This is a genomic window from Pseudomonas sp. CJQ_9 (genome assembly GCF_043106615.1).
In the GTDB taxonomy this organism is placed as follows: Bacteria; Pseudomonadota; Gammaproteobacteria; order Pseudomonadales; family Pseudomonadaceae; genus Aquipseudomonas; species Aquipseudomonas juntendi.
In genome coordinates this window covers 1-15660 of sequence record NZ_JBICMS010000091.1, presented here as the reverse complement: position 1 = coordinate 15660, position 15660 = coordinate 1, and the positions used below count along the sequence as shown (strand labels likewise).

Sequence of the window (15660 nt, the reverse complement as noted above, 5' to 3'; positions counted from 1 at the left end):
CGGCACCTCGTGGCATTTTGCCGCCCGTTTTGTCACCGCCAATGGCGTATCGAGGGGCACGAAAGCCGGAGGCAGCAGTTGTGCCGCCCTCGGAAAACGCCTAGCTTAAGCGGACCCAGGCATGAACCGTGATGAATGTCCGCCTTGACCCCCGCGCCCGGCCTGAAGGCCTTGTCCACCCTCGTGTTGCTGGCTGTTTACTGGTTGGCCGTACCGGCATGGGCGGCAGATGCCATCGAGGTGAAGGTCGGTGCCGCGCATTTCCCGCCGTATACGGTGCGTCCCGAGCAGGGGGCCGATATCGGTTTGCTGCCGCAGTTGGTCGCTGCGCTCAACCGTGCCCAGCAGCGCTACCGCTTCGTGCTGGTGCCCACTTCCATCCAGCGGCGTTTCAGTGATTTCCAGCAAGGCCGTACCGACATGGCCATTTTCGAAAACCCGCAGTGGGGCTGGCAGCAGATCGCCCACCAGCAGGTGGACATGGGCCTTGAAGACGCCGAAGTGTTCGTGGCCCGCCAGGTCGACGGGCGCGACCCGCATTACTTCGATGACCTGAAGGGCAAGCGCCTGGCGCTGTTCAATGGCTACCACTATGCGTTCACCGGCTTCAACGCCGACCCGCGCTACCTGCGCAAGGTCTACAACGCGACGTTGACCTATTCGCACGACAGCAACCTGTTGATGGTGCAGGCTGGCCGCGCCGACATCGCCCTGGTCACGCGTTCCTACTTCAGTGACTTCCTGGCACGTAACCCGTCCAGCCGTGCGCAACTGGTCGCCTCGCAACGCATCGACCAGGTTTACCACCACTACGCACTGCTGCGGCCCGCCGCACCCATTGGTGAGCAGTCGTTCGCCGAACTGTTGAGAGGCTTGCGTGATAGCGGCGAGCTGGCGCGCATTTTCCAGCCTTACCGCATCGCCGTCAGTGCGCCCGAGGACTAAATTGCCGCCAGGTGGCATCGTTCTCGACAGTGAGCCCTTTGTTCATTCGCGAGACCTACCCATGCCCTTCGATGCCGCTTCGCAGCCACAGTCACCGCCACGTTGGCGCAGCCTCAGCGCCGAAGAGGGGGACAACAGGCTGAGCCTGACCCTGGAGGGCCGCCCGCTGGCGCAGGTGCGCCTGCAGGCAGGTCCACCCTTGCAGGTACACCTTGAGCAACTGTGCCCCGAGCGCCCTTATCAAGCCCTGTGGGCTGCCTGCTATTGGCTGTTGTCCCGTGACAGCGCCCGCCAGCGCCTGGCCTGGCACCTGCCCGAGGTGGTGCCGCAGGCATTGACCAGCGGCCTGCTGTTGGTGGGCGATGTGCCTGGCCAGTACCTGTGCGAGCGCGCGCTGTTCTGGCAGTTGCCGCAACCCTGGCTGGGTGAGGCGCTGGCTGCCCCCTACCCGCAGCAGATGCAGATCAGTAACGGCAAGCGCCACCCGCGGCGTGCGCCCAAGCCCCGTGGCGAGGTCTATCGGCGCTTCGATGCGCGGCTGGGTAGCTGGGTATCGCTGCGCACCTTGGACATCGAACATGACCTGGAGCGCTTCAACCGCTGGCAGAACAACCCGCGCGTGGAGGCGTTCTGGCAGGAAAGCGGCACACTTGCCCAGCACCGCGCGTACCTGGCCAAGCTGGAGGCCGACCCGCATACCCTGACGTTGATTGGCTGTTTCGACGATCAGCCCTTTGCCTATTTCGAGGCATACTGGGCCAAGGAAGACCGCATTGCACCGTTCTACCCGGCCGATGACTACGACCGCGGCATCCACATGCTGGTCGGGGAGCAGAGCCATCGTGGGCCGCACAAGGTCGCCAGCTGGCTATCGGCGCTGGTGCATTACCTGTTCCTGGATGACCCGCGTACCCAGCGGGTAGTCGCCGAGCCGCGTGCCGACAACGGCAAGATGATCGGCTACATGCTCGACCAGTGCTTCCATTGCGAGAAAGAGTTCGACTTCCCGCACAAGCGCGCGGCGCTGATGATGCTGGGCCGGGAGCGGTTCTTCGATCGTTGCAGACTCGCCTGATGGCTAGAGCGGCAAGCGGCAAGCTGCAAGCTGCAAGCTACAAGTTACAAGCTACAAGTTAAAAGAAAAAGCCAAGGCAGAACGCGATCGGCTTTTGCTTGAAGCTTGAAGCTTGAAGCTTGAAGCTTGAAGCTTGAAGCTTGCAGCTTTGGTCAGCCCTGCCGGTTAGCGGTCTTGCGGCAATGCACCAGGGCATCGCGGATCATGAAGTTGACCAAGGTCGGCGACACGCCCAGCTCCTTGGCGATGTCCTTCTGCGGCACGCCATGCAGGCGGTACATCTCGAACGCATAGCGGGTGCGCTGGGGCAACTGGTTCAGCGCTTCGGCAATATCGTCCAGCGCGGCCAGGTTGATATGGGTAGCTTCGGGCGAGGCGTTCTGGATGACCACATTCAGGCCTTCCTCTTCGCTGCCGGAGTATTTCAGCTCCATCGCCTGCTTGCGGTAATGGTCGATCGCCAGGTTGCGCACGATCTGGAACAAGTAACTCAGCTGCGCTTTGAACGACGAGGTTATCTGCGGGGCGGCGCTGAGCCGGAAGAAGGCGTCCTGCACCACATCTTCGGCACGCGAGCGGCAGCCGGTAATGCGCGCAGCGATCTTGACCAGGATGCTGCGGTTGTCTACGAAGGCCTGCAGTAATGGTGAATCGCACTTACTTGTGGATAGTTGTTCCGCCATGGAAATCACCTTGTCACAGAGGGGGAGGAGGCACCCGGGGCAGGGACGCTTCCTACGACGTGCGACAAGCTATTCACAATGATAATGATTGTCAAATGCGAAATGTAATTGGTATCAGGAGTTTTCGATTTTTGAGGCATAGGCCATGACATGCGTGTCGCTGGCATACCCCTGAACCCGCCTTACCCCGCCACCTCCGCTAATTTCTCCCGCCGCCCATCCGTTCCCCTGTGTACATCCCCGGCCGCCAACCGCTGCCCGCCAATGTTCGCGGCGCAGTCGGCACGCCCCAACAGATACTGGCAGGAACACCCCATGACGGACGCCTTCGAACTCCCGCTCTCGCTGGTCCAGGCCCTGGCGCAACGCGCCGCGCAGACCCCGGACAGGATTGCCCTGCGCTTTCTCGCCGACGCCCCGCACGAGCAGGCTGTGCTCAGTTATCGGGAGCTCGACCAGCGCGCGCGCACCATCGCCGCCGCCCTGCAGGCACGCGCCAGCGTCGGTGACCGCGCGGTGTTGCTGTTTCCCAGTGGGCCGGATTACGTAGCGGCGTTCTTCGGCTGCCTGTACGCCGGCGTGATTGCAGTGCCGGCCTACCCGCCGGAATCTGCCCGCCAGCACCACCAGCAACGCCTGCTGTCGATCATCGCCGACGCCGAGCCGCGCCTGCTGCTGACCGTGGCGGCGCTGCACGACAACCTGCAGGGCCTGGAAGCACTTGCCGCCGAGGCGGCGCCCGCGTTGCTGGCAGTGGATGGCCTGGACCCCGCCCTGGCCGAGACCTGGCAGGAACCTGCCCTCAGCAGCCAGGACATCGCCTTCCTGCAGTACACCTCCGGCTCCACCGCACTGCCCAAAGGCGTGCAGGTCAGCCATGGCAACCTGGTGGCCAACGAACAACTCATCCGCAGCGGCTTTGGCATCGACCTCAACCCCGACGACGTGATCGTCAGCTGGTTGCCGCTGTATCACGACATGGGGCTGATCGGCGGCCTGTTGCAGCCGATCTTCAGCGGTGTGCCTTGCGTACTGATGTCGCCAGGCTACTTCCTCGCCCGGCCAGTGCGCTGGTTGCAGGCCATCAGCGACTACGGCGGCACCATCAGCGGCGGCCCCGATTTTGCCTACCGCCTGTGCAGCGAGCGGGTCAGCGAGGCCTCGCTGGCCGGGCTCGACCTGAGCCGCTGGCGCGTGGCCTATTCGGGCTCCGAGCCGATCCGCCAGGACAGCCTGGCGAGTTTCGCCGACACCTTCAAGGCCTGCGGCTTCGACCCCCAGAGCTTCTTCGCCAGCTACGGCCTGGCCGAAGCAACCTTGTTCGTCAGCGGTAGCCGCCGTGGCCAGGGTATCCCCGCGCTTGCGCTGGATGCCGACGCCTTGGCCGCCAACCGCGCCGAACCCGGTACCGGCAGCGTGCTGATGAGTTGCGGCTTCCCGCAGCCGGGGCACGCGGTACGCATCGTCGAGCCGCAACAGCGGCAATGGCTGGGCGACAACCAGGTGGGGGAAATCTGGGCCGGCGGGCCGAGTATCGCCTCGGGCTACTGGCGTAACCCAGAAGCCAGCGCGCGCACCTTCGTCGAAATGGACGGGCAGACCTGGCTGCGAACCGGTGACCTGGGTTTCATGCGTGAAGGCGAGGTGTTCGTTACCGGGCGCCTGAAAGACATGCTGATCGTGCGTGGGCAGAACCTGTACCCGCAAGACCTGGAAAAAACCCTCGAGCGTGAAGTGCAGGCACTGCGCAAAGGCCGGGTGGCGGTGTTCGCCGTCGAGCATCAGGGCGAGGAGGGCATCGGCGTGGCGGTGGAGATCAGCCGCAGCGTGCAAAAGGCCACCCAACCCCAGGCGCTGATCAACACCCTGCGCCAGGTCACCGCCGATGCCTGCCGCCAGGCGCCGGCGGCGGTGCTGCTGCTCAACCCAGGCGCGCTGCCGAAAACCTCCAGCGGCAAGCTGCAGCGTTCGGCCTGCCGCGTGCGCATGGCCGATGGCAGCCTGGACTGCTATGCCCAATTCCCTGAGCCGAGCGCCGCTGCTGCCACCCAGGCATCAGGCGATGCCTTGCAGGCGCGCATCGCGGCGGTGTGGCGCGACACCCTCAAGGTGCAGGCAGTAGCGGCAGATGACCATTTCCTGTTGTTGGGCGGCAACTCCATCGCCGCCACCCAGGCCACGGCGCGGCTGGCCGACGAACTGGGCATCGACCTGGGCCTGCGCACCTTGTTCGAGGCGCCGGTGTTGGCTGACTACAGCAACGCGGTGGCTGCGCTCATCGGTGCAGGCGCTGCCCAGCCCGCAGCTATCGCGCCCCTGGCACGCGCCCAGGCGCTGCCCCAGTCGCTGGCGCAGAACCGCCTGTGGCTGTTGTGGCAACTGCAACCCCAATCGGCGGCCTACAATATTCCCGCCGGCCTGCACCTGCGTGGCGAACTGGACGCTAGCGCCCTGCAGGCCGCATTCCAGGCACTGGTGGCGCGCCACGAGTCGCTGCGTACCGTGTTCGCTGAAGAAAACGGCCAGGCGCTGCAGCGTATTCTGCCGCAGCAGCCGTTCAGCCTGGCCCGCCTGGACCTCGCAGGCCAGACCCCCGAGCAGGTCGCCGCCCAGCGTGAGGCCGAGGCCTGCCAGCCGTTCGACCTGACGCAAGGTCCGTTGCTGCGTGTGACCCTGGCCCGGCTCGACGATGAAGACCATCAGCTGTGGGTGACCCTGCATCACATCGTGGCCGACGGCTGGTCGCTGAACATCCTGCTCGATGAATTCGCCAAATTGTATGCCGCTCACTGCCAGGGCCTGGAGGCAGCGTTGGCGCCGCTGCCCCTGGGCTACGCGGACTACGGCAACTGGCAGCGGCAGTGGCTGGCCGACGGCGAAGCCGAACGCCAACTGCAGTACTGGAAGGCCCAGCTCGGTGATGAACTGCCCGTGCTTGACCTGTGCACCGACCAACCCCGGGCCAACCAGCGCACATTCAGTGCTGCGCGTTTCAGCGTGAAGGTCCCCGCCACGCTCAGCCAAGCCCTCAAGGACCTGGCGCAGGCGCAGCAGGCCAGCCTGTTCATGGTCCTGTTGGCCGGCTGGCAGGCACTGTTGCAGCGCTACAGCGGCCAGGCCGAGATCCGCGTCGGCGTGCCGAATGCCAACCGCCCGCGCCTGGAAACCCAGGGCATGGTCGGCTTCTTCATCAACACCCAGGTGCTGCGCGCGCAACTCGATGGCCGCATGCCGTTCAGCCAGCTGCTGGCGCAGGTGCGCCAGGCCACGCTCCAGGCCCAGGCCCACCAGGACCTGCCGTTCGAGCAGTTGCTCGAGGCCCTGCCGCAAGCCCGCGAGCAGGGCCTGTTCCAGGTCATGTTCAACCACCAGCAACGCGACCTGTCGGCACTGCGCCGCCTGCCAGGCCTGCTGGCCGAAGAGTTGCCGTGGCACAGCCGCGAAGCCAAGTTCGACCTGCAGCTGCACAGTGAGGAGGACCACCAGGGCCGGCTGAGCCTGGCGTTCGACTATGCCGACGAACTGTTCGAGGCCAGCACCATCCAGCGCCTGGCCGGGCAACTGCTGGCACTGCTGGAGCAAGTGTGCGCCGCGCCCGACCTGGCCCTGGCCGAGGTGCAACTGCTCGACGAGGCGGGCCGGCGCCAGTTGTCGGGCTGGGGCCAGGCCGAAGCCGCCGCGCCGCAGCAACTGCTGGTCGAGCAACTCAACGAGCAGGCCCGCCTGACGCCGCAACGTACTGCCCTGGTATGGGCGGGCGGCAGCCTGGGCTACGCCGAACTGCACCAGCAGGCCAACCGCCTGGCCCACTACCTGCGCGACAAAGGTGTCGGTCCTGACACCTGCGTCGCCATCGCCCTCGAGCGCTCGCCGCAACTGCTGGTCGGCTTGCTGGCCATTCTCAAGGCCGGCGGCGCCTACGTGCCGCTCGACGTGGATTACCCCGCCGAGCGCCTGGCGTACATGTTGGCCGATTGTGGTACCGGCCTGTTGCTCAGCCATAGCAGCCTGGTGGGCAAGCTGCCACAGGTCGATGGCGTCAGCACCATCGCCCTCGACCAGCTGCACCTGGACAACTGGCCCAACCATGCCCCTGGCTTGCACCTGCAAGGTGACAACCTGGCCTACGTGATCTACACATCCGGCTCCACCGGCCAGCCCAAAGGCGTGGGCAATACTCACGCGGCGCTGGCCGAGCGCTTGCACTGGATGCAGGCCACCTATGGGTTGGGCGACGAGGATGTGCTGCTGCAGAAAGCACCGATCAGTTTCGACGTGTCGGTGTGGGAGTGCTTCTGGCCGTTGATCACCGGCTGCAAGCTGGTGCTCGCCGGCCCTGGCGAGCATCGCGACCCGCAGCGCATTGCGGCCCTGGTCCAGGCGCATGGCGTGACCACCCTGCATTTTGTGCCGCCACTGCTGCAGGTGTTTGTCCAGGAACCACAGGCCGCGGGCTGCGCCAGCCTGCGCCGGGTGTTTTCCGGGGGCGAGGCCTTGTCGGCGGCGCTGCGCGACCGGGTGCTGCAACTGCTGCCGCACGTGCAGCTGCACAACCGCTACGGTCCGACCGAAACCGCCATCAACGTCACTCACTGGCATTGCCAGGCCACGGACGGCGAGCGTTCACCCATCGGCCGGCCGCTGGCCAACGTGCTGTGCCGGGTACTGGATGACGAACTCGAGCTCACCGCACCCGGCGTGCCGGGCGAGTTGTACCTGGGCGGTGCGGGCCTGGCCCGTGGGTACCTGGGGCGCCCAGGGCTTACCGCCGAGCGTTTCGTACCCCAGGCCGATGGCAACGGCCAGCGCCTGTACCGCAGTGGTGACCGCGCCCGTTGGCAGGTTCAGTTGCACGCGCTGGAATACCTCGGGCGCCTGGATCAGCAGGTGAAAGTACGGGGGTTGCGCGTTGAACCTGAAGAAGTCCAGGCCTGCCTGTTGGCGCAAGCGGGTGTCGAGCAGGCGCTGGTACTGATTCACAACGATGCGGTCGGCGCGCAACTGGTCGGCTACTACACCGGCAGCGCCCAGGCCGAAGCCTTGTTGACGGTACTGGCCGAGCACCTGCCGGCGTACATGGTGCCGGCGCAGCTGATTGCCCTTGCGCAAATGCCCCTGGGCCCCAGCGGCAAGGTCGACCGCAAGGCGCTGCCGGCCCCGGTGTGGCAGCAGCGTGAGCACGTCGAGCCGCAAACAGCACTGCAACAGCAGGTCGCTGCCATCTGGCGCGATGTACTGAACCTGCCCCGTGTGGGCCTGCGCGATGATTTCTTCGCCCTGGGCGGCCACTCGCTGCTGGCCACACAGATCGTTTCCCGCACGCGCCAGGCGTGCGACGTGGAGCTGCCGCTCAAGGCCCTGTTCGAGGCCAGCGAGCTGGGCGCATTCTGTGCCGAGGTTGCCCGCATCCAGGGCAATGGCCAGCGCAACCTGCAAGGGCAGATCGCCCGCGTAGACCGCCGCCAGGCGGTGCCGCTGTCTTATTCGCAACAGCGCATGTGGTTCCTCTGGCAAATGCAGCCCGACAGCCCGGCCTATAACGTGGGCGGCATGGCACGCTTGCGCGGCACCTTGCACGTTGAGGCGTTCGAGCGGGCGCTGCATGCGCTGATCGTGCGTCACGAAGCCCTGCGTACAACGTTCCCCAGCATCGACGGGGTGCCCTACCAGTGCGTGGCCGAAGACAGCGGCCTGCACCTGCACTGGCAGGACTTCAGCGCCTTGCCCGGCGCTGCCCGTGAGCAACGCCTGCAACAGCTGGCCGATGACCAGACGCACCAGCCGTTCGACCTTGAACGCGGCCCGCTGCTGCGCGCCTGCCTGGTCAAGGCCGCAGAGCGCGAGCACTTCTTCGTGCTGACCCTGCACCATATCGTGACCGAAGGCTGGGCCATGGACATCTTCGCCCGCGAGCTGGGTGAACTGTACGAGGCCTTTGTCGACGACCGCGAGTCGCCCTTGGCGCCACTGCCGGTGCAGTACCTTGACTACAGCGTGTGGCAACGGCAATGGCTGGAAAGCGGCGAGGGCGCTCGCCAACTGGCCTACTGGCAAACGCGCCTGGGCACCGAGCACCCGGTGCTGGCGTTACCCGCCGACCGCCCACGCCCGGCGGTGCAAAGCCACCGGGGCGGGTTGTACCGCTTCGAGCTCGACCCGGCCCTGGTCGAGCGCGTGCATGCCTTCAACAGCCAGCGTGGCCTGACCCTGTTCATGACCATGACAGCCACCCTGGCTGCCTTGCTGCACCGCTACAGTGGCCAGCGCGACCTGCGCATCGGTGCGCCGGTGGCCAACCGCATCCGCCCGGAAAGCGAAGGGCTGATCGGCGCCTTCCTCAATACCCAGGTGCTGCGCTGCGAACTGGATGGGCAGATGAGCGCCAGCGCCTTGCTGGAGCAGGTGCGTCAGGCTGCCATCGAAGGCCAGTCGCACCAGGACCTGCCGTTCGATCAACTGGTCGAGGCCCTGCAACCGCCACGCAGCAGTGCCTACAACCCGTTGTTCCAGGTGATGTGCAACGTGCAGCGCTGGGCCTTCCAGCAAAGCCGCAGCCTGGCCGGCATGCAGGTGGATTACCTGGTCAACGACGCCAGCGCCACCAAGTTCGACCTGTACCTGGAAGTGACCGACCTGGATGGCCGCCTGGGCTGCTGCCTGACCTACAGCCGTGACCTGTTCGATGAGCCGCGTATCGCGCGCATGGCCGAACACTGGCAACAGCTGCTGGTCGGTCTGCTCGACAACCCGCAACAGCGCCTGTGCGAGCTGCCGATGCTGAGCAGCAGCGAGCAGCAGCAACTGCTGGGCCAGTTGCAGGGCGACCCGCACTTGGGCCTCGGGCAGACCCTGCACGGGTTGTTCGCGGCCCAGGCCGCACGTACGCCGCAGGCCGGGGCGTTGACCTTCGCCGGCCAGCACCTGAGCTATGCCGAGCTCGAGCAGCGCGCCAACCGCCTGGCCCGGGCCCTGCGCGAACGGGGTGTCGGGCCGCAGGTGCGGGTAGGCCTGGCGCTGCAGCGTTCGCTGGAAATGGTGGTTGGCCTGCTGGCCATCCTCAAGGCTGGCGGCGCCTACGTGCCACTGGACCCTGAATACCCACTCGACCGCCTGCGCTACATGATCGAGGACAGCCGTATCGGCCTGCTGCTGAGCCAGCGCGAGCTGCTGCAAAGCCTGGGCGAATTGCCCGAGGGCGTGGCACGCTGGAGCCTGGAAGACGACGCAGCCAGCCTGGCGGCCTACAGCGCTGCGCCGCTGGCCAACCTCAGCCTGCCGCAGCACCAGGCTTACCTGATCTACACCTCCGGCTCCACCGGCAAACCCAAGGGCGTGGTCGTCAGCCATGGCGAATTCGCCATGCACTGCCAGGCCGTGAGCGCCGCGTTCGGCATGCGCAGCGACGATTGCGAGCTGCATTTCTATTCGATCAACTTCGACGCCGCCAGCGAGCGCCTGTGGGTGCCACTGTTGTGCGGTGCGCGGGTGGTGTTGCGTGCCCAGGGGCAGTGGGGTGCGGAGGAAATATGCCAATTGGTGCGTGAGCAGCAGGTGAACATCCTTGGCTTTACCCCAAGCTACGGGAGCCAACTGGCGCAATACCTGGGCGGCCAGGGCGAGCAACTGCCGGTTCGCATGGTGATCACCGGTGGCGAGGCGCTGACCGGTGAGCACCTGCAGCGTATTCGCCAGGCATTCGCGCCCCAGCAGTTCTTCAATGCCTATGGGCCGACCGAGACCGTGGTCATGCCGCTGGCCTGCCTGGCGCCAGAGGTGCTGCCTGCAGCGCTGGGCAGTGTGCCGATCGGCCAGGTCATCGGCAGCCGCACGGCCTACATCCTCGACGAAGACCTGGCGCTGTTGCCGCAAGGGGGTATCGGTGAGCTGTATGTCGGCGGCGCCGGCCTGGCCCAGGGCTACCACGATCGCCCGGGGCTGAGCGCCGAGCGCTTCGTTGCTGACCCGTTCGGCAGCGCAGGTGGGCGCCTGTACCGCACCGGTGACCTGGTACGCCTGGGCGCCGATGGCCTGGTCGAGTATGTTGGCCGCGCCGACCAGCAAGTGAAAATTCGCGGTTTCCGCATCGAACTGGGCGAGATCGAAAGCCGTCTGCAGGCACACGCCGATGTCGACGAGGCAGTGGTACTGGCCCTCGACCTGCCAGGCGGCAAGCAGCTGGTGGGCTACCTGGTGTGCCAGCAGGCCGCAGCCGACAACGAGGTGCAGCACCGCCTGCGCGAAGCCGTGAAGGCCGAGGCCCGCCAGCACTTGCCAGACTACATGGTGCCTGCGCACCTGGTGCTGCTCGACAGCCTGCCGCTGATGGGCAACGGCAAGCTCGACCGCCGCGCCCTGCCGCTGCCGGACCTTGAGCAAGCCCGCCAGCACTACCAGGCCCCTGGCGATGACGTGCAAGCTCGGCTGGCGCAGATCTGGGGCGAGGTGCTCAACGTCGCCCAGGTGGGGGTGCAGGACAACTTCTTCGAACTGGGCGGCGATTCGATCCTGTCGATCCAGGTGGTCAGCCGGGCGCGGCAGGCCGGGCTGCAGTTCACGCCACGCGACCTGTTCCAGCACCAGACCATCCAGGCGCTGGCCGCTGTGGTAAGGCAGAGCGAAGCGCACAGCAGCATCGACCAGGGGCTGCGCGAGGGCCAGGTTGGCCTGACGCCGATCCAGCACTGGTTCTTCGACAGCGAGGTGCCGCAGCCACAGCATTGGAACCAGGCGCTGCTGCTGGCCCTGCGCCAGCCGCTGGATAAAGCCACGCTGGAGCAGGCGCTGGCCGCGCTGGTGCAGCACCACGACAGCCTGCGCCTGCGTTTCAGTGCCGCCGCGGGCCGTTGGCAGGCTGCCTACACCCAGCCGGCTGAGGATCAGCTGTTGTGGGCTGTCACCGTCGCCGATTTTGCCGATTGCCAGGCGCTGTACAGCGATGTGCAGCGCAGCCTCGACCTGCAGCAGGGCCCGCTGCTGCGCGGCCTGCTGGTGACGGACGGCCAGGGCCACCAGCGCCTGCTGCTGGCGATTCACCACCTGCTGGTCGATGGTGTGTCCTGGCGTGTGCTGCTGGAAGACTTGCAGGCGCTGTACCGTGGCCAGCCACTGCCCGCCAAGACCCATGCCATGGGCGACTGGGCCGCGCGCCTGGCCAGCTATGCCGGCAGCGATTCGTTGCGTGACGAGCTGGGCTGGTGGCAAAGCCAACTGGGGGATGCCCGCCGTGAGCTGCCATGCGATCACCCCCAGGGCGGTAACCTGCACCGCCACGCGCTGACCCTGACGACCGGCCTGAACGCCGAGCAGACCCGGCAGTTGCTGCAACAGGCCCCGGCTGCTTACCACACGCAGGTCAACGACCTGCTGCTGACCGCGCTGGCGCGGGCCATGTGCCGCTGGAGTGTGGACGACAGCGTGCTGGTGCAGCTGGAAGGCCATGGCCGCGATGGGCTGTTCGACGATATGGACCTGACCCGCAGCGTGGGCTGGTTCACCAATGCCTACCCGTTGAGCCTGCGCCCGGTGCCCGGTGAGGATGACGCCGCGCGGGCAGGCTCGATCAAACGCATCAAGGAGCAGCTGCGCCAGGTGCCGCACAAAGGCCTGGGTTACGGCGTGCTGCGCTACCTGGCAGACGACGCCGGGCGCGAGCAGATGGCGGCGTTGCCGCAGGCACGCATTACCTTCAATTACCTGGGCCAGTTCGACCAGCAGTTCGACAGCGCGGCGCTGTTCCAGCCGCTGGATGCCCCGGCCGGCCTGGCCCACGACCCCGACGCGCCGCTGCCCAACTGGCTGAGTGTCGATGGCCAGGTGTATGGCGGCGCCCTGCAGCTGCGCTGGACCTTCAGCGCCGAACGCTACGACAGGCAGACCATTGCCGCGCTGGCCGAAGCCTACCGCCTGGAACTGCTGGCATTGGTGGAGCATTGCCTGGCCGAGGGCAATGGCAGTTTCACCCCTTCGGATTTCCCGCTGGCGCACCTGACGCAAGCGCAGATCGACGCCCTGCCGGTGCCGGCAGCGCAGATCGAGGACGTGTACCCGCTGAGCCCGATGCAGGAGGGCATGCTGCTGCATACCCTGCTGGAGCCGGGCACCGGCCTGTACTACATGCAGGACCGCTACCGCATCAACAGTGCGCTGGACCCCGATCGCTTCGCCCAGGCCTGGCAGGTCGTGGTGGCGCGCCACGAAGCACTGCGCGCCTCGTTCAGCTGGAACAGCGGTGAGGCGATGTTGCAGATCATTCACAAACCGGGCGACCTGGCCGTCGACTACCAGGACTGGCGCGGGATTGCCGAGGCTGCGCAGGAGCAACGCCTGCAAGCCTTGCACAAGCAGGAGCGCGAAGCGGGCTTCGCCTTGCTCAGCGAGGCACCGTTCCACCTGCGCCTGGTGCGCGTGGCAGACGAGCGCTACTGGTTCATGATGAGCAACCACCACATCCTGATCGATGCCTGGTGCCGCTCGCTGTTGATGAACGACTTCTTCGAGGTTTATCAGGCGCTTGGCGAGGGCCGCCAGGCGCAGTTGCCGGTGCCGCCGCGCTACCGCGACTACATTGGCTGGCTGCAACGCCAGGGGCTGGACGATGCGCGGGCCTGGTGGCAGGCCAACCTGGCCGGGTTCGAGCGCGCCACGGCGCTGCCCAGTGACCGCCCATTGCGCCATGACCATGCCGGCAGCGGCATGGTCGTGGGCGACTGCCATACCCGCTTGCAGGTGAGCGAGGGCGTGCGCCTGCGCGAACTGGCGCAGGCGCACCAGCTGACCGTCAACACCTTTGCCCAGGCGGCCTGGGCCCTGCTGCTGGCGCGTTACAGTGGCGAGCGTGACGTGGCCTTTGGCGTGACCGTGGCCGGCCGCCCGGTCAGCATGCCGCAGATGCAGCGCACCGTGGGCCTGTTCATCAACAGCGTCGCGTTGCGCGTGCGCCTGCCGCTGGCCGGGGAGCGTTGCAGCGTGCGCCAGTGGTTGCACAGCCTGCTGCAAAGCAACATGGAGCTGCGCGAGTACGAGTACCTGCCCTTGGTGGCGATCCAGGAGTGCAGCCAACTGCCCAAGGGCCAGCCGCTGTTCGACAGCTTGTTCGTGTTCGAGAACGCCCCGGTGGAAACCGCGGTGCTCGACCATGCGCAGCACCTGAACGCCAGCTCCGACTCGGGCCGTACCCACACCAACTTCCCGCTCACGGCGGTGTGCTACCCCGGCGATGACCTGGGCCTGCACCTGTCTTTCGACCAGCGCTACTTCGACTACCCGACCGTCGAGCGCCTGCTGGCCGAGTTCAAGCGGCTGTTGCTGGCGCTGGTAGAGGGCTTTGCCGGGGAGGTGAGCGAACTGCCGTTGCTGGGCGGCGAAGAGCAGCGCTTCCTGCTGGAAGACTGCAACAGCACCGGGCGGGCTTATCCGCTGGAGCAAAGCTACGTTGCCCAGTTCGAAGCGCAAGTGGCCGCGCACCCGCAGCGTGTCGTTGCCCGCTGCCTGGAAGGCGCCTACGACTATGCCGGTCTGAACCTGGCCGCCAACCGCCTGGGCCACGCACTGATCCTGGCCGGCGTGAAGGTCGACCAGCCGGTGGCGCTGCTGGCCGAGCGCGGCTTGCCGCTGCTGGGCATGATCGTTGGCAGCTTCAAGGCCGGCGCCGGCTACCTGCCGCTGGACCCTGGCCTGCCGGCGGCGCGCCTGCAAAGCATCATCGAGCTCAGCCGCACGCCGGTGCTGGTGTGCAGTGCCGCCTGTGCCGAGCAAGGGCGGCAACTGTTGAGTGCGCTGCACACACAGGCGCGCCCGCAACTGCTGGTGTGGGAGGAAATCCAGGCCAGCCAGGTCGCCAGCCACAACCCTGGGATTCACAGCGGGCCAGACAACCTGGCCTACGTGATCTACACCTCAGGTTCCACCGGCCTGCCCAAAGGCGTGATGGTCGAGCAGCGCGGCATGCTCAACAACCAGCTGAGCAAGGTGCCTTACCTGGGCCTCAGCGAGCAGGATGTGATAGCCCAGACGGCGTCGCAGAGTTTCGACATTTCCGTGTGGCAGTTCTTGGCTGCGCCGTTGTTCGGGGCTACCGTGCAGATCGTGCCGAACGCCATCGCCCATGATCCGCAGGGCCTGCTGGCGCATGTGCAGGCCAGTGGCATCACCGTGCTGGAAAGCGTGCCATCGCTGATCCAGGGCATGCTGGCCAACGACCATCAGGCGCTCGATAGCTTGCGCTGGATGCTGCCAACCGGCGAGGCCATGCCACCGGAGCTGGCCGCGCAGTGGCTGCAGCGCTACCCGCAGGTGGGGCTGGTGAACGCCTATGGCCCGGCCGAGTGCTCGGATGACGTGGCGTTCTTCCGGGTCGATGCTGCCTCGACTCAAGGCGCCTATTTGCCGATCGGCACGCCGACCGACAACAACCGCCTGTACCTGTGCGGGGACGATCAGGCCCTGGTGCCGCTGGGCGCGGTGGGTGAACTGTGCGTGGCTGGCACCGGCGTTGGCCGTGGCTACGTTGGCGACCCGGTGCGCACGGCGCTGGCGTTCATCCCGCACCCGTACGGTGCGCCGGGCGAGCGCCTGTACCGTACTGGCGACCTGGCGCGGCAGCGCCCGGACGGTGTGCTGGAGTACGTTGGGCGCATCGACCACCAAGTGAAGATTCGCGGTTATCGCATCGAGTTGGGCGAGATCGAGGCGCGCCTGCACGAACAGGCACAAATCCGCGATGCTGCCGTGGGGGTGCAGGAGGGTGCCAATGGCAAGCACTTGGTCGGTTACCTGGTTGCGCACCAGGGCATTGCCGGGGACGCTGAATTGCTGGAGCGGATCAAGCAACGCCTGCGCGCCGAGTTGCCGGAGTACATGGTGCCGTTGCACTGGGGCTGGTTCGACAGCCTGCCGCACAATGCCAACGGCAAGCTGGACCGCAAGGCCCTGCCAGCCATCGACATCGGCGGCCAGCAC

4 protein-coding genes are annotated in these 15660 nt (G+C 66.5%); 3 read left to right on the top strand and 1 reads right to left on the bottom strand.

What is annotated here, in order from left to right; all coding sequences use genetic code 11:
• The first annotated feature begins 144 nt into the window (after positions 1 to 144).
• Both ACF8SD_RS18480 and ACF8SD_RS18475 read left to right on the top strand, forming a co-directional pair.
• Positions 145 to 945 carry a substrate-binding periplasmic protein gene (locus ACF8SD_RS18480; RefSeq protein ID WP_392484982.1) on the top strand — a complete coding sequence of 267 codons (801 nt, stop codon included), beginning with the start codon at positions 145 to 147 and terminating at the stop codon, positions 943 to 945.
• Positions 946 to 1006: 61 nt separating this feature from the next.
• A complete protein-coding gene (locus ACF8SD_RS18475; protein WP_173888194.1) occupies positions 1007 to 2020 on the top strand; it encodes a GNAT family N-acetyltransferase in 1014 nt (337 codons plus the stop codon).
• Positions 2021 to 2172: 152 nt separating this feature from the next.
• On the opposite strand, the gene ACF8SD_RS18470 is transcribed toward ACF8SD_RS18475, so the two are convergent.
• On the bottom strand, positions 2173 to 2703 hold the full coding sequence (locus tag ACF8SD_RS18470) for an RNA polymerase factor sigma-70 (RefSeq protein WP_173888196.1): 531 nt from the start codon (positions 2701 to 2703) through the stop codon (positions 2173 to 2175).
• 315 nt (positions 2704 to 3018) lie between these two features.
• On the opposite strand from ACF8SD_RS18470, the gene ACF8SD_RS18465 reads away from it, so the two are divergent.
• The coding region (locus tag ACF8SD_RS18465) for a non-ribosomal peptide synthetase (protein ID WP_392484931.1) at positions 3019 to 15660 on the top strand (12642 nt) is incomplete at its 3' end.